This window comes from Marinobacter sp. G5_S1_61_S3 (genome assembly GCF_054968585.1).
On sequence record NZ_JBQKUK010000001.1, the window covers coordinates 322,691 to 340,747 of the forward strand.

At 59.0% G+C, this 18,057-nt stretch carries 17 protein-coding genes; 9 read left to right on the top strand and 8 right to left on the bottom strand.

Annotated elements, in window-relative coordinates:
* Nucleotides 1–10 precede the first annotated feature (10 nt).
* Nucleotides 11–1,129: a hypothetical protein gene (locus tag ACTRWH_RS01395; protein ID WP_462825799.1), complete on the bottom strand. Its 1,119-nt coding sequence runs from the start codon at nt 1,127–1,129 to the stop codon at nt 11–13.
* A gap of 52 nt (nt 1,130–1,181) precedes the next feature.
* On the opposite strand from ACTRWH_RS01395, the gene ACTRWH_RS01400 reads away from it, so the two are divergent.
* On the top strand, nt 1,182–2,669 hold the full coding sequence (locus tag ACTRWH_RS01400) for an amidase (RefSeq protein ID WP_075196304.1): 1,488 nt from the start codon (nt 1,182–1,184) through the stop codon (nt 2,667–2,669).
* Between the two features lie 149 nt (nt 2,670–2,818).
* Nucleotides 2,819–3,454, top strand: a complete 636-nt coding sequence (locus ACTRWH_RS01405) for a hypothetical protein (RefSeq protein WP_036202020.1) — start codon at nt 2,819–2,821, stop codon at nt 3,452–3,454.
* 48 nt (nt 3,455–3,502) lie between these two features.
* On the opposite strand, the gene ACTRWH_RS01410 is transcribed toward ACTRWH_RS01405, so the two are convergent.
* The 4 genes from ACTRWH_RS01410 to ACTRWH_RS01425 all read right to left on the bottom strand — a co-directional run bounded on the left by ACTRWH_RS01410 (nt 3,503) and on the right by ACTRWH_RS01425 (nt 7,541).
* Entirely contained in the window at nt 3,503–4,624 is a 1,122-nt protein-coding gene (locus ACTRWH_RS01410) for a HupE/UreJ family protein (RefSeq protein WP_273622732.1), read from the bottom strand.
* A complete protein-coding gene (locus ACTRWH_RS01415) occupies nt 4,621–5,718 on the bottom strand; it encodes a tetratricopeptide repeat protein (RefSeq protein WP_462825800.1) in 1,098 nt (365 codons plus the stop codon). Before ACTRWH_RS01415 ends, ACTRWH_RS01410 begins: the two co-directional genes overlap by 4 nt.
* An 88-nt stretch (nt 5,719–5,806) precedes the next feature.
* Nucleotides 5,807–6,055 carry a hypothetical protein gene (locus tag ACTRWH_RS01420; protein WP_036202027.1) on the bottom strand — a complete coding sequence of 83 codons (249 nt, stop codon included), beginning with the start codon at nt 6,053–6,055 and terminating at the stop codon, nt 5,807–5,809.
* Between the two features lie 10 nt (nt 6,056–6,065).
* Complete coding sequence (locus ACTRWH_RS01425; protein WP_085678024.1) at nt 6,066–7,541, bottom strand: DUF4331 domain-containing protein; 1,476 nt, start codon at nt 7,539–7,541, stop codon at nt 6,066–6,068.
* Nucleotides 7,542–7,803: 262 nt separating this feature from the next.
* Between ACTRWH_RS01425 and ACTRWH_RS01430 the strand changes: the two genes are divergently transcribed.
* From ACTRWH_RS01430 to ACTRWH_RS01440, 3 genes are read left to right on the top strand one after another with little or no spacing between them, the layout of a single operon-like run.
* A complete protein-coding gene (locus ACTRWH_RS01430) occupies nt 7,804–8,934 on the top strand; it encodes a PLP-dependent cysteine synthase family protein (RefSeq protein WP_085681920.1) in 1,131 nt (376 codons plus the stop codon).
* Between the two features lie 31 nt (nt 8,935–8,965).
* Nucleotides 8,966–9,523 carry a sigma-70 family RNA polymerase sigma factor gene (locus ACTRWH_RS01435; protein ID WP_041335689.1) on the top strand — a complete coding sequence of 186 codons (558 nt, stop codon included), beginning with the start codon at nt 8,966–8,968 and terminating at the stop codon, nt 9,521–9,523.
* Nucleotides 9,520–10,227: an anti-sigma factor gene (locus tag ACTRWH_RS01440; protein WP_462825801.1), complete on the top strand. Its 708-nt coding sequence runs from the start codon at nt 9,520–9,522 to the stop codon at nt 10,225–10,227. The genes ACTRWH_RS01435 and ACTRWH_RS01440 overlap by 4 nt, the downstream gene beginning before the upstream one ends.
* A gap of 30 nt (nt 10,228–10,257) precedes the next feature.
* Here ACTRWH_RS01440 and ACTRWH_RS01445 read toward each other — a convergent pair whose 3' ends face one another.
* Nucleotides 10,258–11,679, bottom strand: a complete 1,422-nt coding sequence (locus ACTRWH_RS01445; RefSeq protein WP_036205527.1) for an HDOD domain-containing protein — start codon at nt 11,677–11,679, stop codon at nt 10,258–10,260.
* Between the two features lie 201 nt (nt 11,680–11,880).
* Between ACTRWH_RS01445 and ACTRWH_RS01450 the strand changes: the two genes are divergently transcribed.
* The 3 genes from ACTRWH_RS01450 (at nt 11,881) to ACTRWH_RS01460 (ending at nt 14,537) form a co-directional block, all read left to right on the top strand.
* Nucleotides 11,881–12,888, top strand: coding sequence for a methionine ABC transporter ATP-binding protein (locus ACTRWH_RS01450; RefSeq protein WP_007155139.1), 1,008 nt, complete (start codon nt 11,881–11,883; stop codon nt 12,886–12,888).
* Nucleotides 12,888–13,565: a methionine ABC transporter permease gene (locus tag ACTRWH_RS01455; RefSeq protein WP_007155138.1), complete on the top strand. Its 678-nt coding sequence runs from the start codon at nt 12,888–12,890 to the stop codon at nt 13,563–13,565. The genes ACTRWH_RS01450 and ACTRWH_RS01455 overlap by 1 nt, the downstream gene beginning before the upstream one ends.
* Before the next feature lie 189 nt (nt 13,566–13,754).
* On the top strand, nt 13,755–14,537 hold the full coding sequence (locus ACTRWH_RS01460; protein ID WP_075196300.1) for a MetQ/NlpA family ABC transporter substrate-binding protein: 783 nt from the start codon (nt 13,755–13,757) through the stop codon (nt 14,535–14,537).
* A gap of 75 nt (nt 14,538–14,612) precedes the next feature.
* Here ACTRWH_RS01460 and ACTRWH_RS01465 read toward each other — a convergent pair whose 3' ends face one another.
* Together ACTRWH_RS01465 and ACTRWH_RS01470 are read right to left on the bottom strand one after the other, a co-directional pair.
* On the bottom strand, nt 14,613–15,266 hold the full coding sequence (locus tag ACTRWH_RS01465) for a peroxiredoxin (RefSeq protein WP_041335694.1): 654 nt from the start codon (nt 15,264–15,266) through the stop codon (nt 14,613–14,615).
* A 138-nt stretch (nt 15,267–15,404) separates the two neighbouring features.
* Nucleotides 15,405–16,763: an alanine/glycine:cation symporter family protein gene (locus ACTRWH_RS01470; protein WP_036202046.1), complete on the bottom strand. Its 1,359-nt coding sequence runs from the start codon at nt 16,761–16,763 to the stop codon at nt 15,405–15,407.
* Nucleotides 16,764–17,006: 243 nt separating this feature from the next.
* Between ACTRWH_RS01470 and ACTRWH_RS01475 the strand changes: the two genes are divergently transcribed.
* Nucleotides 17,007–17,978 (top strand): alpha/beta fold hydrolase, encoded by a 972-nt coding sequence (locus ACTRWH_RS01475; protein ID WP_083637254.1) that lies wholly within the window; start codon nt 17,007–17,009, stop codon nt 17,976–17,978.
* The last annotated feature ends 79 nt before the right edge of the window (nt 17,979–18,057 follow it).

The window sequence follows — 18,057 nt, forward strand, 5'->3', positions numbered from 1 at the left end:
GGCTCCGGGTTTATTGGCAGAAGCGGGTATCAGCGAGTCGCGCGGTTTTACACAGCGCCTCGGTGGCGAGTTGAACATCCGCCACATAATACAGCGAAGCCAGCCCGAAGCGATCCCGCCCCAAATTGTGGAACACCATGCCAAAGGCAATGTCTCCCGCACTGAATCGCTCATGCTCCTGGGCAAAATAAATCGCAGGCTTCGACAGTGTCTCATCTTCCAGCAGGGACTGAACGCGGCTGGCACCGCCGTGATAAGCCTGGACCAGAAGCAGCGTAAAAAGCTGATCCCCTTTATCATCGGGCAGGTGACCGAAGCGCGCCTCGAAGGGCGGCCTGAGGTTGCGGGCATTCTGATCCATCAGTTTGAGGGCGCAGTCAATCTGTGCCAATCGATGCCAGTGGTTGGCGGGTTTGATCCGGCAGTCTTTGAGCGCCGAGGGTGAGAGCTGAAGGATGCCTTTGGCGTTGGCGGCAGAGTGCGCCCTTTGCTGGCCGCTGCTCTCGATCAATACCTGGCCGCCGAGGTACTTGGGCAGGCTCACCGGCAGATCGAGGCGTTGCTGCTGCTCACGCAGGCTATAAACGTACATCAGTGCCTCGTGGAGTGGCTGTGGTGCTTCCTGAGAGGCGAACGACAGATCGTCCCAGGCACCCCAAATCAGTTCCGAAGGCAGGGTGCCAAGGTAGCGTGCAACGGCTTCATCCAGGTTGACGTGCGGCTGTCGACAGGACAGGGCGAAGGGGTATCCGGTCCTGTCGGGGCCGCCCGGGGTCCAGTCGTCAGCGCGGCCAGTGGCTGCCAGAGAGGCTCTGGTATCATTCAGGCGAATCTGGGTGGCCTCACGGTCGGAGCCATCGTCGATATAGCCAAGGAACTGGCCGCGCATATCGAACAGAATGTGCCGATCGGGCTTAGAGCAATATCCGGACTCCTTCAGTACCCAGCGGCGGATGGTTGTGATGTTCTGGTATACCCCCTGACTTGACCAGTAGGGTGAGCTGCGAACAACGCTGGTCCAGTTCTCGGCAGGTTCCGGCGGTTTTTTACTCGCTTGCGAAGTGGACGCGATAACAGATGTGACTATTATAACGACAGCAAGAAAGTGACGCTTAAAGCTCATGTTCATAAATACCGGTTTCCCCAATCTCCCGAAAACAGAATAACAAACGGAATCGATCATGAAGCAATCCGAATACCTCCGATACGACGCGGTAGCGCTTGCCGACCTGATTCGCCGCGGAGAAGTCGCGGCCAGTGACATCTGTGAGGCCGCTATTGAGCGTGCGGCCACGGTGAATGGCAAGCTCAACGCCATCTGCCACCCCCAGTTCTCCGATGCACTGAACCAGGCGCCTACACCGGATAGTACCTTCTCGGGCGTTCCCATGCTGCTTAAAGATCTGGCCCAGGAACAGCAAGGCCAGCCCTGTACCTACGGCAGCCGGGGGTTGAAGAAAAACATCGCGTCCCGGGATTCAGAGTTTGTACGCCGTGCACGGGCTGCGGGCCTGGTATTCCTGGGCCGCACCGCAACGCCGGAGTTCGGATTGAAGGCAGTCACCGAATCGAAACTCTGGGGAGCCTGCCGTAATCCATGGGATACGGATCGGACACCGGGTGGTTCCAGTGGCGGCTCCGGTGCTGCGGTGGCGGCGGGTATTGTACCCATGGCGGGAGCCAATGACGGTGGCGGCTCGATTCGCATTCCGGCGGCCTACAACGGGCTGTTCGGGTTGAAACCGTCGCGCGGTCGCATTTCCTCCGGCCCTTCGGTGGGTGAGGCATGGACGGGCGCCTCGACCGATCACGTGGTCACCCGCACGGTTCGAGACAGCGCCGCCATGCTGGACGTGCTGGCTGGCCCCGCGGTGGGAGATCCCTTTACCATTGCACCGCCGGCCGCCCCCTATGCCAAGCTGATGCAGCGGGCGCCACGCAGCCTCAAGATTGGTGTATTTACGTCGTCGCCCTACGAAACCGACGTGGCAAGGGAGTGTGTGGATGCCGTTGAGGAGACTGCGCGCACTCTGGAAAACCTGGGGCACCGGGTGGAGTATGCGCGTCCGGAATTCGACGGCATGGCCCTCGCCCGCTGTTATCTGGGGCTGTATTTCGGGGAAGTGTCTACGTTGATGGACCGCGCGAAAGCCGAGTTTGGTGCCCGCGATGACGACTTCGAACTGGATACCCGTCTGATCGGTATGTTGGGGCGGACCATGCCTCTACCGGACTACGTGCGCCGTCGCCAGCAGTGGAACGATTTTGCTCGCGCCCTGGGGGCGTTTTTTGAAGGTTACGACATGTACCTGTGCCCGACGGCTGGCCAGTTGCCGGCGAAGATTGGCGAGTTGGATACCCCATCCCATCTGCAGGTGGCTGCCCGGCTGATGTTGCTGCTGAAAGCCGGCAAGTTGGTACACCGCAGTGGGCAAGTCGACCAGATGGCTATGGAAAGCCTCGCCCGCACGCCCTTTACCCAGCTTGCCAACCTTACCGGTACACCTGCGATGTCTGTCCCGCTCGCCTGGACAGCCGCCGGATTGCCGGTGGGAGTGCAGTTCGGCGCTCCGCACGGAGACGAAGGCACCCTACTTCAGCTGGCGGCACAACTGGAAGAGGCCAACCCCTGGTTTGGGCGCTACGAACTGCTGGAAGCAATGATCTGACGCCATGCACTGAAACAATAAATAACGCATTGTGATCCGGGATCACCGTATCCACGTTTATCTTTATGGCAGGAACAGGCTATGCTGTGAGTCAGGAAGAGCCCATTCTTCCTGAACGACCCTGATGGCATCGAGGAGGCGAGCGTATTATGAACCAACCGATGGCAATCGACGAACTGGTGTCTGTAGCACAGGCCGAGGCCATGGGGGAGCTTGATGCCCCAATGATGGCGATCGTACTGTCCAGCGAACAAAGCTACGACTTGCCCATTAACTCTCTTGAAACCGATGCCGACAAGGCCCGCTGGGGATTGATCCTGCGCGCGGCCCGAGAGCATGTGGAAGCCGATGCGGTTGCCGTGCTGTACCCGGCGTGGACCACCATCCGCAGCAAGAAACCGGCGAAAGCCGAAGCAGGGTCAGAGGACACCCAGTCAGTGGCAGATAGCGACGAAGAGCAGCCTGCGCGTGGTGAGGATCCGGCAGAGCCCATCGACACACTGTTTGTGCAGTTGCACACCCGCGACCGCATCTACTGGCGTGGCTTTGAGCAGATCCGTGATCCCAAGCACCAACGCATTATCGGCTTCCGACGGATCAAGGCCTTGTCCACCGAATACGGTCGTGACGAAGCACCGTCAGTAACCTCCTGGCTGAACACCCTGTTTGAGCCGCTGCCTGATGAAGGCGAGGAAACCGAGGTGGATATGGAATTGGCGGATCTGCTGGATGAACCGGAGGTCAGCGCCGCTCTGTATCCACGCCAACTCCGTGCACTGCACTGATTAATCTGCCATTGGGAGCCCCGGTGTCGAAAGGCACCGGGGCCAGGCTCAGATGGCCATTGCCCTCTCGGCTACCCAGTAAAGGCTGATTGCGCCTACTGCAATCAGTGTCAGCGGAACGACTGCCCTGCCGTAAAGGTGTGTTTTACCCCAGAGGTAAAGCAGCGGGAAGGCAATAACCAGCAGGCCCAACTGCCCGAGCTCTACGCCAATGTTGAATCCGGCGAGAGCCACGACGGTCTGGGAAACACCGCTGGTGAGATCCCCCAGAACGCTGGCGAACCCGAATCCGTGTATCAGCCCGAACCCAAAGGCCAGCTTCCAGGTTTTCCTGCCCAGTATCGGCCACATCACGTTCATGGCGGCCACCGCTATGGACAGGGCGATGATGGTCTCCACCCAGGCGATGGGCAGACGAACAATGCCAAGGGCTGCCAGTGCCAGGGTTACGGAATGGGCTGCCGTGAACGCGGTCACGATCCCCGTCAGCTCCCACAGCCGCTGCTTCAGCCCCACCGGCGTGCTGCCATCGTTTTTTCTCAGTGTGGCCGGCAGCATCAGCACCAGAAGAAACAGTATGTGGTCGAGGCCGATGAGCAGATGGATGACACCTTCGTACAGGAAGGTTCCGAACAGCTGCAGGCTTCCTGGTGCGTCTCCGGCGGAGAGCGCCAGTTGGCGACTGTCAGGGCCTACTACCCCCAGCGTGCTGGTGCCGCCGCTTTCAAGGCTTATCAGGCCGCGATGGAGCGGGTCCTGTGAGAACAGAAGGTTGTATGTCAGGGTGTCGGACGTGGCGCCATCGGGGCAGCTAATGGTGTAGAGACCGGCGGCATAGGGGCCGTCGCTATGGCTGGCAAGCCCCCATTGCTGGCCGGTCAGGCGGCAATCGGCCTGGGCGCTGGACAAGGTTACGCCCTGCTCTACCCATCGGGTAATCTGGTCCCGGCCAGCACGGAGTTCCGCACCACTGAGCTGGCGATCCCCGTTCCGGTCCAGCGGCAAGGCCACCGAGACGTCCCGGAGTGCCACATCGATCCGTATCTCGCCCCGGTCCTGGTTCAGGTAGATGAAGCTGTCGCTGGCTTTGTGGGCCCATGCCGTTCCGGAGATCAGGGTCAGCAGGACCATGGATACCACCAGGTTGCCCCATTGTTTCATACCCCTCATGATTCAGCCTCCGGGTAGCGTGCATCGGTCTGCCCCTGCTCTTTCAGCCAGGTTCTCACCTTCCGGGCTGGCTCGTTGTCACCCGCCGCATCGGCGGCACGCAGTAGCAGCCGGGTATCAAGAGGCTCGCGTTGGCTGCGCCAGTTGTCCGCCGCAAAGGTCAATGCGGTCTCGGCATCGCCTTCCACGTCCAGTTGGAAACGCGCCATGTCTCGCTGGTGCAGCAGGTTTCCGCGCCAACGAGCCTCTGCGAAGCGCTCCCTGAGGCTTTCGGCCAACGTCTCTGCAGTCGGGTGCCCTGACTCAGCCATGGCAATAGCCCGAATAACGGCCAGCGAATCCACTTGTTCATAGTCGTCGGTCAGGGCCAGTACCTTGTCATTCTGGTTTCGGCCCAGATACCAGTCTGCCAGTTGGGTGCGGGTATAGAGATCGTCGGGGGCGATGCTGAGCACCGTTTGCCAGTGATCCTCCGCAGCGGGGCTACCTATCTGCGCGGCGATATCCCCCAGGGTTCCCTCCGCCCAAAGCCGACTGGTGACATCGGCATCGGTTGCGTCTGTTCGTCGTTGGAGTTTCTGGTAGGCCGCTTCGGGGCTACCCGTGCGGGCATCAACCTGAGCCGTGCAGCTGTCGGCAATCAATCCGGGGTAGGATTGTTGCAACTGGGCGCAGTGCTTTCGTGCGTCTTCATAATTGCCCTGAACGATTTCCAGGTTGGCCAACAGCAACCGAGCCTGGTTTTTCTGGAGTGTGGCGCTGGATCGGGCTACGACGGTTTCCAGGTCTTTCCTGGCACTGTCAAAGCGGTGGAGGCTCTGGTCCAGTGTTGCCCTGAGGGTAAGCAGCCGGTCGGTCATTTCTCCGGACCATCGCTGCAACATCCCGTCGGCATAGCCCAGGAAACGGGGGTCTCCGGTGCTTCTGGCACGGGAGATCTGATTTTGTACGGTGTCTGCCAGCTGCTCGGGCGAAACCGGTAATTCGGACGTGGTCAGTGCCGGCTCTGGCAGTTCAACAAGAATATCGGTGTCGGAAAAATCTGTCTCGATAGGTCCGGGTGCAGCGGTTGCGACGTTTGGAAAACCGGCCATCAACCACAGCCCGACACAAAAAGCCCCGCCCCGAAGGGCAGGGAATGTGCTTGCCGGCTTCAGGCGTACTGAAGGCCGGCAAGGGGTCCTATTGGATGAACAGATCGTCGAAGGCCTGTTCATTATTCTGGTCATTGAAGCTGAACTCCTTGTCGTTGATCTGAACGGCTTCACGGGTGTCGTCGGTGTTTGCGATCTCAGCCTTCACAAAGGTTGAGAAATCCACCGCCGGATCTGGCCTGTCACCGCCACCGCCGCCGCTGCTGGAGCCGTCGAAACACCCCGCCAGTGCCAGGGTTATCAGGCCCGTTCCGGCTAACTTCATAGTGAGTTTCATGATTCACTCCTTATGAGTTGGGTGAGCCGGCCAGCGGAGTTGCCAGATATGGGAACACTTCCTGGAGCTCAGCTGGGTCAAGTTGCACACCGTCGGTAAACGGGGCGTCCTTGTTCGGGGCATCAGTGGTCAATGCGCCCATGACTACACGCAGGGCAATATCCACGGTGTCATCCACCGGGCGACGGCCATTCGGGAAGCCGGCGTTGTCACCACCGAGAACACCCAGGTCATTTTGCGAGGCTGCAGGTGTGGCTGCGATTTCCGGGTTCAGTCGCAGCATTTCTGACGTTTGCACGCCTACCGGCATGTTTACATCGGGTACGCCGGTCAGGAACGCTGTTACCAGATCGGTCCGCGGGAAGTTATTCGGTGCCTCAGCGCCTGCGCTGCTGAACAATATTTCCAGCAGTTCGGGCAGGGTCGGATGAGTCACGTAGGTAGCGAACTGGCCATCGTTCATGGGCTCGCTGGCGTTGAACCGGTCCTTGTCTTTCAGGCCGATCACGACTTCGTTTACCAGCGGCATACCGAGACGTGATACCTGGGTCCATGCGCCGCCTTCAACGGTTGCACCTTTGCCATCAACGGTCGGTTGCGGATTGATGACTCGGGCCTGGCGAACGCTGGCGGTCGTCCAGCCGCCGATGACGGGCTGATCCATTCCGGTGACTGCGGTGCCGGTCAGGCACTCGGTCGGTACTTCCAGGGCGAAGGAGGTCACGTTCTTGTCTGCAAGATCACCGGCACCTTCGCCGTCACGTGGGCCGAGCGGGTTGGTGTTGACCAGGTCGAAGATCTCGCCAAGGTTGACCGCGAAAGCTTCCTTGCGTTGACCCACGAAGACCTGCCCGTTGGTGGCGCAGCCTGGAATGCCAATCTCGAAGATGTGCTGGTTGGCGTAAGCTTGGTATCCGCCGGGAAACGATTTTCCGCCGATGTTGTCCAGTGGCTTGTCGAAGGTGGCGGTGCCATCCGTGACGTTGGTGGCGGTCTCGACAGTACCGGTACGACGGTCGCCCCGAATAACCGATACAGTATAGTCTTGGCTGAACTGTACGTTCGCTTCGTCGCTGGCATCACCGATGTTTTTGAGCGGTACGGACACCATTCTTTGGTCGCCATCGGGGCCGACCGGCAACTGTTTATCCTCTAGGTTATCCGAGAACTGAAAGCGGAACGTGAGGTTTTCCTGTGCGTTGCCGCTGTTGTCGATGTGGATTTCATAAACCGCGTCTTCATCCAGATCGAAGTAGTTGGGACCGCCATACGCATCCTGCAGTGGCAGGTAATTCGCGATCAGGGTGACGAAATCCGCACGTCCCGTCTCGTAACTGCGGAACATGTAGAAATCGGTCCCGTCCACCTTGGGTACTTCAGTGATAAAGGGTGCTTCGCGGTGGCTTGAGGCGTTTGCTGCGCCGGCACTGATACAGAGTCCGGCAACCGCAATGGCGAGGCCGGAGCGTTTTAGTAAAGTATTCATTCCGTTTTCCTCTTCTATTGTTGGTGTTGCAAAGGGGGTTACGGAGCGATTAGAGAAAAGGATGCAGTTCTCACCAAAAAAAATTGAAAGCGTCTTATCCGGAAGCAGGCTGACTTAGTACGAATAGTGAGTACATCACGTTCAGCCAACTTGTGAGGCGTGTGTCAGGTGGCGGGGCTGGCGGTCCAACACAGCGTTATTCTTCAAGTCGACCCAGAGCGACTATGCTTCATGGTGTTTGTTTGATTTCAGGGCCAACAACATGCTCCATCGCACCCAATGGGTTTCCGACGCCATTGCCCGCATTGATGCGGATTTCAATCGTTCTGCAGACACCCATCTGATCAAGCTGGACCTGCCGGGCCTGCGTGACGTTGATATCTATCTCAAGGATGAGTCGACCCACCCGACCGGCAGCCTCAAACATCGGCTGGCACGCTCACTGTTTCTGTTCGGGCTCTGTAATGGCTGGATTACGCCAGGCACCCCGATCATCGAGGCCTCGAGTGGATCGACAGCGGTCTCCGAGGCCTATTTTGCCAAGCTCCTCGGGCTGCGTTTTATCGCAGTCATGCCCCGAACGACGTCGGCACAGAAAATTGCCAAAATCGAGTTCTATGGGGGCGAGTGTCACCTGGTGGAGAATGGCAGTGAGATCTACGCTGAATCTCAGCGTCTGGCCCGTGAGCTCGGTGGTCACTACATGGATCAGTTCACCTACGCTGAGAGGGCGACAGACTGGCGGGGTAACAACAACATTGCCGAAAGCATTTTCGAGCAGTTGCGACGGGAGCCGCACCCCATACCGCGCTGGATTGTTGTCAGCGCGGGCACCGGTGGCACGTCGTCAACCATCGGGCGCTACATCCGCTACGGCGGCCATCTTGCCCGGGGTTGTGAGCTGTGCGTGGCGGACCCGGAAAACTCGGTGTTCTATGACGCCTTCGCTAGCGGGCGGTCTGATATTGTCGGCCAGTGCGGTTCGCGCATTGAGGGTATTGGTCGCCCCAGGGTTGAGCCCTCTTTCAGCCCGACGGTGATTGAGCGCATGGTTCGCGTACCCGATGCGGCCAGTTTTGCCGCGCTCCGGTATCTGGAACATCATCTTGGCCGGCGTTGTGGCGGCTCTACCGGTACCAATCTGATTGCCACACTGAGCCTCGCCAGTGAAATGCAAAGCGCCCGAGAGGGCGGGTCGGTTGTCACGCTTCTGTGCGATGGTGGCGACCGTTACACCGACACCTATTTCAATCCCGCGTGGCTTGCCAACCAGGGCCTGGAGTTAACCAAGTGGGAAAAAGCGCTGGACGATTTTGATCAAAGCGGCGTGTTTGAGCCCGATCTGATGACCTGCATGCATCCTGATGGGCATTCTGAACGTAAGGTCGACTAATACCTGTAGAACAAAACAAGGGATCGTATAGATGGTAACCAGCAATTCTGAGCAGGATGATCTGATGGGACTGCTAATCGCAGTGTCCCGGGAAGACCGACTGGCCTTTCAGCGGCTGTATGAAAAAATTTCCGGCAGGATGTTCGGGCTTTGCCTGAAACTGGCCAGTCAGCGAGATCTGGCAGAAGAGGCCGTTCAGGATGCCTTTGTGCAGATATGGCACCACGCTGGTGAATATCACAGTGAGCGTGGCGCTCCCCTGAGCTGGATGCTGACGATTGCCCGTTATCGCACACTCGATCTTATGAGGAATCGGAAATCGCGGCCGACGTCCGGCGATGCCCACCTTGAGCGTGTTGCCGATGAACGTGACGGTCCGTTGGACGAATCACTTCGTGTGGCGGGCAGCGCCGAGCTTCGCGGGTGCCTGGATGAACTCTCAGAGACGCAGCGGGACAGTATCCTGTTGTCTTATTATCGGGGGTTTACCCACGATGAGCTTTCCGAGGCCCTGAGTTCTCCCATTGGAACCGTAAAAAGCTGGATTCGGCGCGGATTAATGGCTTTGAAGAGGTGTCTGGAACGATGAATAAGACACCGGAAAGAATAGAAGCATTGGCAGCGGAATACGTGCTTGGCTCCCTTCATGGGGCAGCCCGTCGGCGTTTCGAGCGCTGGATGATGGAGTCGGTTCGAGTCCGCCAGGAAGTCTGGTTCTGGGAAGAGAAGCTGGGGCACCTGGGCGCACGCATTGAGGAAGAACAGCCTCCGGCGTCGGTCTGGGCTGGCATCGAACGCCGGCTTTGGGCCCGGGAGGATAAACCCGAGTCGGCAGTTGCGGCCAATGATGCGTCCGGCCGTTGGTTCTGGCCTGGCTGGAGCATGCTGGCAACGGCTGCGGCGCTGGTGCTGGCCGTTGTCCTGGTGCAACAGCCAGAGCCAGAGGTGGATGACCGTCTTTCAGGCGCCATCGTACAGGCGGACGTGAGCGATCCCCTATGGTTGGTCAGTGAGTCATCGCTCGACAGGCAATTGAAACTGCGTCCCGTTGCTGCGACGGCGGCCCAGCAGGGCAAGGATTATGAATTGTGGATCGTGCCGGCGGATGGCCAGCCCCTGTCGCTCGGGGTTATTCCGGTGGGTGGAACCTATCAGGTAACTCTGGATGATGAGGCGCGTGCGCTTCTCAGCAATAGCCGAACACTGGCGATCAGCCTGGAGCCGGTGGGAGGCTCTCCCACCGGCCAGCCGACCGGGCCGATCCTGCACGTTGCGAAATTGTATGAACTCTAATCGTTGAGTGCGGATGAATGGCTCGGCAAACTAATGGCTCGATAGCAGCGTGATGCACAGCTGGGCGTTCTGGACAAAGTGTCCGAACGCCGTCAGCTGATCGTCGGAGGGCACATAGTCCGCCGCCGCGTTGTCCGCGTAAAACAGGCCGACCAGTCGCCCCTTCGCTTTCAGGGGGCCGATCAGCGCCGGCACGTTCCCCAGCCAGCGATCATAGGCAACCCCTTCGGTTTTCGATTTTGGCAGATAGACACTGCAATCAGCGTGGGGTAAGAGCGCCCCGAGAGGACCGGTGCCATCCTTGCGGATGGTGAAGTTGTCCTTCCAGGCTTCGGTGCCCCTGCCCCCCAGCTTGCGCGGCACCAGTTCAAGCCCGCTGCGGTCGCTCATCAGCAACACAACCCGCTGCATGCCGATTGCCCGGTGAATGCCCTCGATGACCAGCTGACAGACTTCGTTGATGTCCGGTTTGTCGGTAAGGCTGTGGGTAAGATCGCGGAGAATCTGTAACTGCAGGTTGGGGTCCACCTCTGGTGCGCGCACCGCCTCCTCGCCGGAGCTGCCCTGGCTGCCAGGCATCAGCGCGGTCACCTGGGGAATGCCCAGCGACACCGCGACCCGCGCGGCTTCTCCGGCATTCACCTTGAGCTGGTCCCGAACGGCTGCAGGGTTCTCTCCGATGTCCTGCCCCAGGGCTTCCATGACCTTTTCCATGTCGTCGCCGCGCCAGCCATTCTCGGACAGTCTTGCCATCTCAACGGAGTGGCGCACCAGGCTGGCGGCCTTCGAATTGGCCTGCCCGGGCGCAACCACCTCGCGAATAAAGGGGCCGAGTGACCAGGCGTCCACCAGGCCACGGGTAATTTCGGTAAAGGTGGTGTGGAGCGCGGCTTTCTGGGCCTCCAGTGTCGGCTCCCCCTCACGCAGCCGGGATTCCAGTTCACTGGCCTGCTCGGTCTCGCAGGACCAAAAAGCCAACTCGCCAATGTTCATCAGCAGGGCCCCGATGAACACTTCCTCCAGGGCGTGCTCGTTGCGCTTTGGCAGCAGGCAGCGGGCCTGGACGGCGGCGTGGATGGCGCGGGCCAGGCAGCGAAGCAGGTGTGGGCGGTCGTTGCGTTTGAGCAGGGAGTCCACGATCAGGGACGAGATGGCCATGGACTTCACGGCGTCGAAGCCGATCAGGGTGATGGCGCGGCTTACGGTGCTTACCTGGGTGCGAGTCTGGTTGTAGAACACCGTATTGGACAGCCGAAGCACCTGGGAAGTGAGCTGGGCGTCGTTGAGAATAACGTTTGCAAGCTCGTTAACCGTGCTGTTACTGCTGTCAGTCAGTTCACCAATTCTGCGAAGAGTGTTTGCCAGTACCGGCAGTTCCACTTTGCTGAGGTAGGTCACCCATGCCTGGGTCGAGTTCATCCTTGAGGGCGGAGTCTCGGTTTTTGTGGTCAAAATTGCGCGCGCCTCGGGATTGTTAGTCATGTTCTTGTAATGAATCAGTCTAGTTCAGTCGTGGTCTTCGTGTCAGGTGGCAAATGGTGTAAGGGGATTTACCAAGGTGGCGGATTCGGGTTTGCCATCGGTTTGGTTTATAATCGCGCGTTTTACCTCTGCACCCACAAGGCGCTGACAAAGCGTTCACAAGGCAACGTTGTGATTGTATTTGACCAGGTACAGAAGTCCTACCAGGTAGGTGGGCGGGCGATCCCCGCGCTACACCCCACCAGTATGACCATCGACACCGGCGAGGTGTTTGGCATCGTCGGCCACTCCGGCGCGGGCAAGTCCACCCTCGTGCGCCTGATCAATCTGCTGGAGCCACCCACCGGTGGTCGCATCCTGATTGATGATGAAAATATCACCGGCTACAACGCCAGCGAGCTACGGGCCTTCCGTCGCAAGGTGGGCATGATATTCCAGCACTTTAATCTGCTGTCCTCGAAAACGGTGGCGGACAACATTGCCTTCCCCATGAAACTCGCGGGCATTTATTCCCGCACCGAGATTCGTGACCGGGTGGACGAGTTGCTGAAACGGGTCAGCCTGGTGGATCAGGCCAATAAGTACCCATCGCAGCTCTCAGGTGGACAGAAGCAGCGTGTTGGCATCGCCCGCGCCCTGGCCTGCCGCCCGACGATCCTGCTTTGCGACGAAGCCACCAGCGCCCTCGACCCGCAAACCACCCAATCGGTCCTGAAGTTGCTGGCGGACATCAACCGCGAACTCGGCCTGACCATCGTACTGATCACCCATGAGATGGACGTGGTACGCCGTGTCTGTGACCGGGTAGCGGTGATGGATGCCGGCGAAGTGGTCGAAATGGGCGCGGTCAGTGATGTCTTCCTGCACCCGAAGCACCCCACCACCCGGGACTTCGTCTTCGAGAGCGAAAGCATCGACCATGAGGAAATGCAGCAGGACCTGCAGCACGCCAAAGGCCGCATCCTGCGTCTCACCTTCCGTGGCGAATCCACCTACACGCCACTGCTGGGCAGCGTGGCACGGGAATCCGGCGTGGATTTCAGTATCCTCTCCGGCCGGATTGACCACATCAAGGACACGCCCTACGGCCAGCTGACTCTCTCGCTGGTGGGCGGCAATCTCGATACCGCCATGCAGGCCTTTGAGGCGGCGGACGTTCATGTGGAGGTGCTGCGCTGATGGAAGCCTTGATGGGAGACCTGTTGAGCAACGTGGACTGGACCGAGATCGGCTGGGCCAGTTGGGACACCCTGGTGATGGTGGGCATGTCGCTGCTGTTCAGCGTGCTGATCGGCCTGCCGGTAGGCGTGCTGCTGTTCCTGTTTGGCAAGCGCCAACTGCTGGAACAGCCCATCGCTTATGCGGTGCTGTCCTTTGTGGTGAACGTGCTGCGTTCCGTACCGTTTATTATCCTGCTGATCGTGATGATCCCGTTCACAGTGATGTTGATTGGTACATCTCTTGGCGTGGCCGGCGCGATTCCGCCACTGGTGGCCGGTGGTGCTCCTTTCTTTGCCCGTTTGGTCGAAACGTCGTTGCGCGAAGTGGATAGGGGAATCATCGAGGCTACCCAGGCCATGGGCGCGACTGTAAAACAAATTGTATTCGGAGCCTTGTTGCCGGAGGCCCTGCCGGGCATCATCGCCGGTATTACGGTTACCGCGATTACGTTGGTGTCCTACGCTGCCATGTCCGGCGTAGTCGGCGGTGGCGGTCTTGGCGACCTGGCGATCCGCTTCGGTTACCAACGATTCCAGACTGACGTAATGGTGATTACAGTGGCGCTGTTGGTCATTTTTGTACAATTGCTCCAGATGGCGGGCGACCGTCTCGTTCTGTATTTCAGCCGCAAATAGGCTCAGTTTGGGTGCAAGCCCATGGCGGGAAAGCCCTTCCGAAAAACGCCCGTAAGTACGTCCCTGTAGGGCTCGGTCGCGCCATCCCTGGCGCTCCACGTTTTCGGAAGGGCTTTCCCGCCACGGGCCCGGAGTCTTTGCTGGCTTCCGAGGTCTGAATGATATTTTAAACAACAGGAGAACGTGCTTATGAACTTCAAAAAGACCCTGGTGGCAGTGGCTGCCATTGCGACATTCTCTTCCGCAGCCCTTGCGGAAAAGCTTTCCGTGGCGGCAACGCCGGTACCTCACGCCGAGATCCTGGAATTTGTTAAGCCCAAGCTGGCGGAGCAGGGCGTGGAGCTGGATGTGAAGGTGTTTACCGATTATGTCCAGCCTAACGTGCAGGTGGATCAGAAGCGGATGGACGCGAACTTCTTCCAGCATCAGCCGTACCTCGACGAATTCAACGATGGCCGTGGTACCAACCTGGTCAGCGTAGTGGGTGTCCACGTTGAGCCGTTTGGTGCCTACTCAAGCCGGATCGACTCTCTGAAAGCGCTTGAAGACGGGGCCACAGTGGCGATCCCCAACGATCCCACCAACGGTGGCCGTGCATTGCTTCTGCTGCAGAAAGCCGGTCTGATCACCCTGAAGGACGGCAGCAAGATCACCGCTACGCCGCGTGATATCGCTGATAACCCGAAAGACCTGGAATTCAAGGAACTGGAGGCTGCTACCCTGCCGCGTATCCTGAACCAGGTGGATCTGGCGCTCATTAACACCAACTACGCGTTGGAAGCCGGCCTTAATCCGACGGAAGATGCGCTGGTTATTGAGGGGGCTGAATCGCCGTACGTGAACATTCTGGTGGCTCATGAAAGCCGCGCCAACGATGAGGCAATCCAGAAGCTGGCGAAGGTGCTGACAACGGATGACGTCAAGGCGTTTATCAAGAAGCAGTACGAGGGAGCCGTGGTTCCGGCATTCTGAGGCCAGGAACGATAGGCATAAAAAAGCCGGGCATCAGCCCGGCTTTTTCGTTTCAGCGGATTGCGCGTTCAGCGCTTAATCGCCACTCCAGTTCGATCCCGGGTCCGGCGTCATCCGCAGGTAGGACTTCACCGCCCGATAGCCTTTCGGGAAACGTTCTTTTATTTCATCCTCATCCTGCAGGGACGGCACGATCACCACGTCGCCGCCGGGTTCCCAGTTGCCTGGTGTTGCCACTTTGTGAATGTCGGTCATCTGCAGCGAGTCTACAACCCGCAGCACTTCGTTGAAGTTGCGACCGGTGCTGGCCGGGTAGGTGATCATCAAGCGGATTTTCTTATTCGGGTCGATCACGAACAGCGATCGCACGGTCAGCGTCTCACTGGCGCTGGGGTGGATCATGTCGTAAAGGTTAGACACCTTGCGATCGTGGTCGGCAATGATCGGAAAGTTAACGGCACAACCCTGGGTTTCGTTGATGTCCTTGATCCAATCCTTGTGGGAATCGACCGGGTCCACACTCAGAGCGATTGCCTTGACGTCACGCTTGGCGAATTCGTCTTTCAGCTTGGCCGTCAGGCCGAGCTCGGTGGTGCACACCGGCGTAAAATCGGCAGGGTGCGAGAACAGTATGCCCCAGCTGTTGCCCAGCCATTGGTGAAAGTCGATCCTGCCTTCACTGGAATCCTGCTCAAAATCCGGTGCGGTATCTCCCAGACGTAAACTCATCGCGTTTCCTCCTTTGATGATACGAAAGCCCGGCCAGACGAAGCGCCGGCACAAAATTCAGTCTATACGATAAACAGTGGAGGCGGATGGGAGAAAACCAAGGGGTCTTGATTTGCCTCATCCGACTCCACTTACGTATCAGCTAACGCCGACTGACCGCTCTTTCTCGAAATGCTCACGGGTGAGCTTGAACACCACCGGGCTCAGTAGCAGCAAGGCCACGAGGTTTGGCAGCGCCATCATGGCGTTGAGCGTGTCGGCGATCAGCCAGATCAGGCCAAGGTTGATGGTGGCACCGACCGGTATCGCCAGTATCCAGATCACGCGGTACGGCACGATGGCTTTGACGCCGAACAGGAACTCAATGCAGCGTTCGCCGTAAAACGACCAACCGATAATCGTGGTAAAGGCAAAAATCGCCAGGGAGATGGCGACAACGTAATTGCCAAACCCGGGCAGTCCGGTTTCAAAGGCCAGTGAGGTCAGTGCCGCACCGGTCTCACCTGACGTCCAGGCGCCAGAGCTGATGATGACAAGGCCGGTGATGCTGCACACGATGATCGTGTCGATGAACGTGCCCAGCATGGCGACCATGCCCTGGTTGATCGGGTTCTTGGTCTGGGCTGCCGCGTGGGCGATAGGGGCGGAACCGAGACCTGCCTCATTGGAGAAAATGCCGCGGGCCACACCAAAGCGGACAGCGGCCCAGACGGCGGCGCCGGCAAAGCCACCTTCGGCGGCAACCGGACTGAACGCGTGTGTAAATACCATGGCGATGGCGTTCGGAATCTGCTCGGCGTTAATGGCCAGTACCATCAGGCCAACCAGGATATAGGCGATGGCCATAAAGGGCACCAACGTGCTCGCCACCTGCCCGATGCGTTTGATGCCACCGATCAGCACAAGGCCTACCAGTACCATCAACACAAGGCCGGTCACCCAGTGCGGCAGGTTGAAGTTGGTTTCCAGAACATCGGCCACCGAGTTGGCCTGCACGGTGTTGCCAATGCCAAACGCGGCCACAGCGGCGAAGATGGCAAACAGCACGCCCAGCCAGGCCCATTTTTTACCCAGGCCGTTGCGAATGTAGTACATCGGGCCACCCGTGTAGGCGCCGCGTTCGTCCACTTCCCGGAAGCGTACCGCCAGTACCGCCTCGGAATATTTGGTCGCCATACCCACGAGGGCGGTCAGCCACATCCAGAACAGCGCTCCGGGGCCGCCCAGGAATACCGCGGTGGCAACGCCAGCAATATTACCGGTGCCAACGGTAGCCGACAGCGCGGTCATCAGGGCCTGGAATGGAGGAATCTCGCCCTCTGATTCGGCCCCGGTACGGCCTTTCCACATCAGTTGGAAACCGGCTCGCAGTTTCAATACCGGCATCAGCTTCAGGCCAATGCTCAGAAACAGGCCGACACCAAGAATCATCACCAGCATGGGCGGGCCCCAGACCAGTGCGTTAATGCTGCTAATAAACGACTCAAAGGCTTCCATGGGAATCTCCCTGTGTTTGTGCCTTGGTATTGAGGAGCTTCCGCGACACCGGCGATATGGATCTGAGTAGTACAGATCTGAGCTCGGCGGAAGCGTATAACTCATTGAGTTTATATACTTATTTCCATCTGTAAATATTCGCTGCAAAGAATTCGCTGTTCTGACGCGACGTGGGTCTGCAAAGCTATTGGATTCGTAGCCTCTCGGGTTAAGCTGTGGACTGGTTATCTCAGGAGTCCCTCAATGCCGGAAACCCTAAGCCACTCTGATTGGAGTTCTGCCGATACGTCGGTCAACGCCATGCCCGAGACCCTTCACGTCCAGGCAGGCGAGCTGTCGTTCTGTGTGGAAACCCGGGGAGATCCCGCCGGGGAGCCAGTGATCTTCGTGATGGGATTGGGGGCGCAGATGACGCTCTGGCCGGAGGCGTTGCTGGACCAGTATGTTCGTGAAGGCTTCCGGGTAATCCGGTTTGATAATCGCGACATCGGGCTGTCATCGCACCTGAAGGATCGCCTGGAGGGTCATCCGGTTGCGGTCATGGCAAGGCACCGGATGGGCCTGCCGATCGCCGCGCCCTATACCCTGCATGACATGGCGGACGATGTCTGTAAGGTGATGGACGCCTTCAGCCTGACCTGCGCTCACCTGGTGGGTGTTTCCATGGGCGGCATGATCAGCCAGTTGGTGGCTGCGAATCGCCCCGAACGCGTGCGCTCGGCAACCCTTATCATGACCTCCACCAACAGCCCGCGCCTGCCGATGCCAAAATCAAAGCTGATCTGGCGCCTGGCAGGTATTGGCGCGAAGGGGCATGATGAAGCCGCAGTTGTCGCACGCTCCCTGGACTTCTGGAAGGCGATTCAGAGTCCGGGCTACCCACCTCGCGAACAGGAAGTGAGGGACCGGATCGTACGGGAGTTCCGGCGCAGCTATCATCCCGCCGGCATTCTCCGCCAGACCCGTGCCATCCTTGCCACTGGCAGCCTGTCATCAGCCACACGGCGCATACGGGTGCCGGTATCCGTGATTCATGGCAAGGCCGACCCGCTGGTGCGGCCGGTGGCTGCGGAGCAGTTGGGATACCTGATGCCTCATGCCCGCGTTGAGATGATTGACGGAATGGGGCACGATCTTCCGGAACCTCTGTTGTCGCGGTTTGCCCAGATCGGCTTTGAAACCATGGCGCAACAGCCGAGGCAGGGCAACGGCTGACGGCCGGTGCCCGCAGAAAGAGATGGCCGGTTGCGGGTTTATACTTCCAGTTTTCGCCCCCATTGCCTATGTTTAAAGA

Bases quoted from the DNA above. Each gene is read 5' to 3' on its own strand.
- ACTRWH_RS01410 (WP_273622732.1), bottom strand. From the start codon at position 4,624: ATGAGGGGTATGAAACAATGGGGCAACCTGGTGGTATCCATGGTCCTG.
- ACTRWH_RS01420 (WP_036202027.1), bottom strand. From the start codon at position 6,055: ATGAAACTCACTATGAAGTTAGCCGGAACGGGCCTGATAACCCTGGCA.
- ACTRWH_RS01425 (WP_085678024.1), bottom strand. From the start codon at position 7,541: ATGAATACTTTACTAAAACGCTCCGGCCTCGCCATTGCGGTTGCCGGA.
- ACTRWH_RS01440 (WP_462825801.1), top strand. From the start codon at position 9,520: ATGAATAAGACACCGGAAAGAATAGAAGCATTGGCAGCGGAATACGTG.
- ACTRWH_RS01415 (WP_462825800.1), bottom strand. From the start codon at position 5,718: ATGGCCGGTTTTCCAAACGTCGCAACCGCTGCACCCGGACCTATCGAG.
- ACTRWH_RS01435 (WP_041335689.1), top strand. From the start codon at position 8,966: ATGGTAACCAGCAATTCTGAGCAGGATGATCTGATGGGACTGCTAATC.
- ACTRWH_RS01430 (WP_085681920.1), top strand. From the start codon at position 7,804: ATGCTCCATCGCACCCAATGGGTTTCCGACGCCATTGCCCGCATTGAT.
- ACTRWH_RS01405 (WP_036202020.1), top strand. From the start codon at position 2,819: ATGAACCAACCGATGGCAATCGACGAACTGGTGTCTGTAGCACAGGCC.
- ACTRWH_RS01400 (WP_075196304.1), top strand. From the start codon at position 1,182: ATGAAGCAATCCGAATACCTCCGATACGACGCGGTAGCGCTTGCCGAC.
- ACTRWH_RS01470 (WP_036202046.1), bottom strand. From the start codon at position 16,763: ATGGAAGCCTTTGAGTCGTTTATTAGCAGCATTAACGCACTGGTCTGG.
- ACTRWH_RS01395 (WP_462825799.1), bottom strand. From the start codon at position 1,129: ATGAACATGAGCTTTAAGCGTCACTTTCTTGCTGTCGTTATAATAGTC.
- ACTRWH_RS01465 (WP_041335694.1), bottom strand. From the start codon at position 15,266: ATGAGTTTACGTCTGGGAGATACCGCACCGGATTTTGAGCAGGATTCC.
- ACTRWH_RS01455 (WP_007155138.1), top strand. From the start codon at position 12,888: ATGGAAGCCTTGATGGGAGACCTGTTGAGCAACGTGGACTGGACCGAG.
- ACTRWH_RS01475 (WP_083637254.1), top strand. From the start codon at position 17,007: ATGCCGGAAACCCTAAGCCACTCTGATTGGAGTTCTGCCGATACGTCG.
- ACTRWH_RS01460 (WP_075196300.1), top strand. From the start codon at position 13,755: ATGAACTTCAAAAAGACCCTGGTGGCAGTGGCTGCCATTGCGACATTC.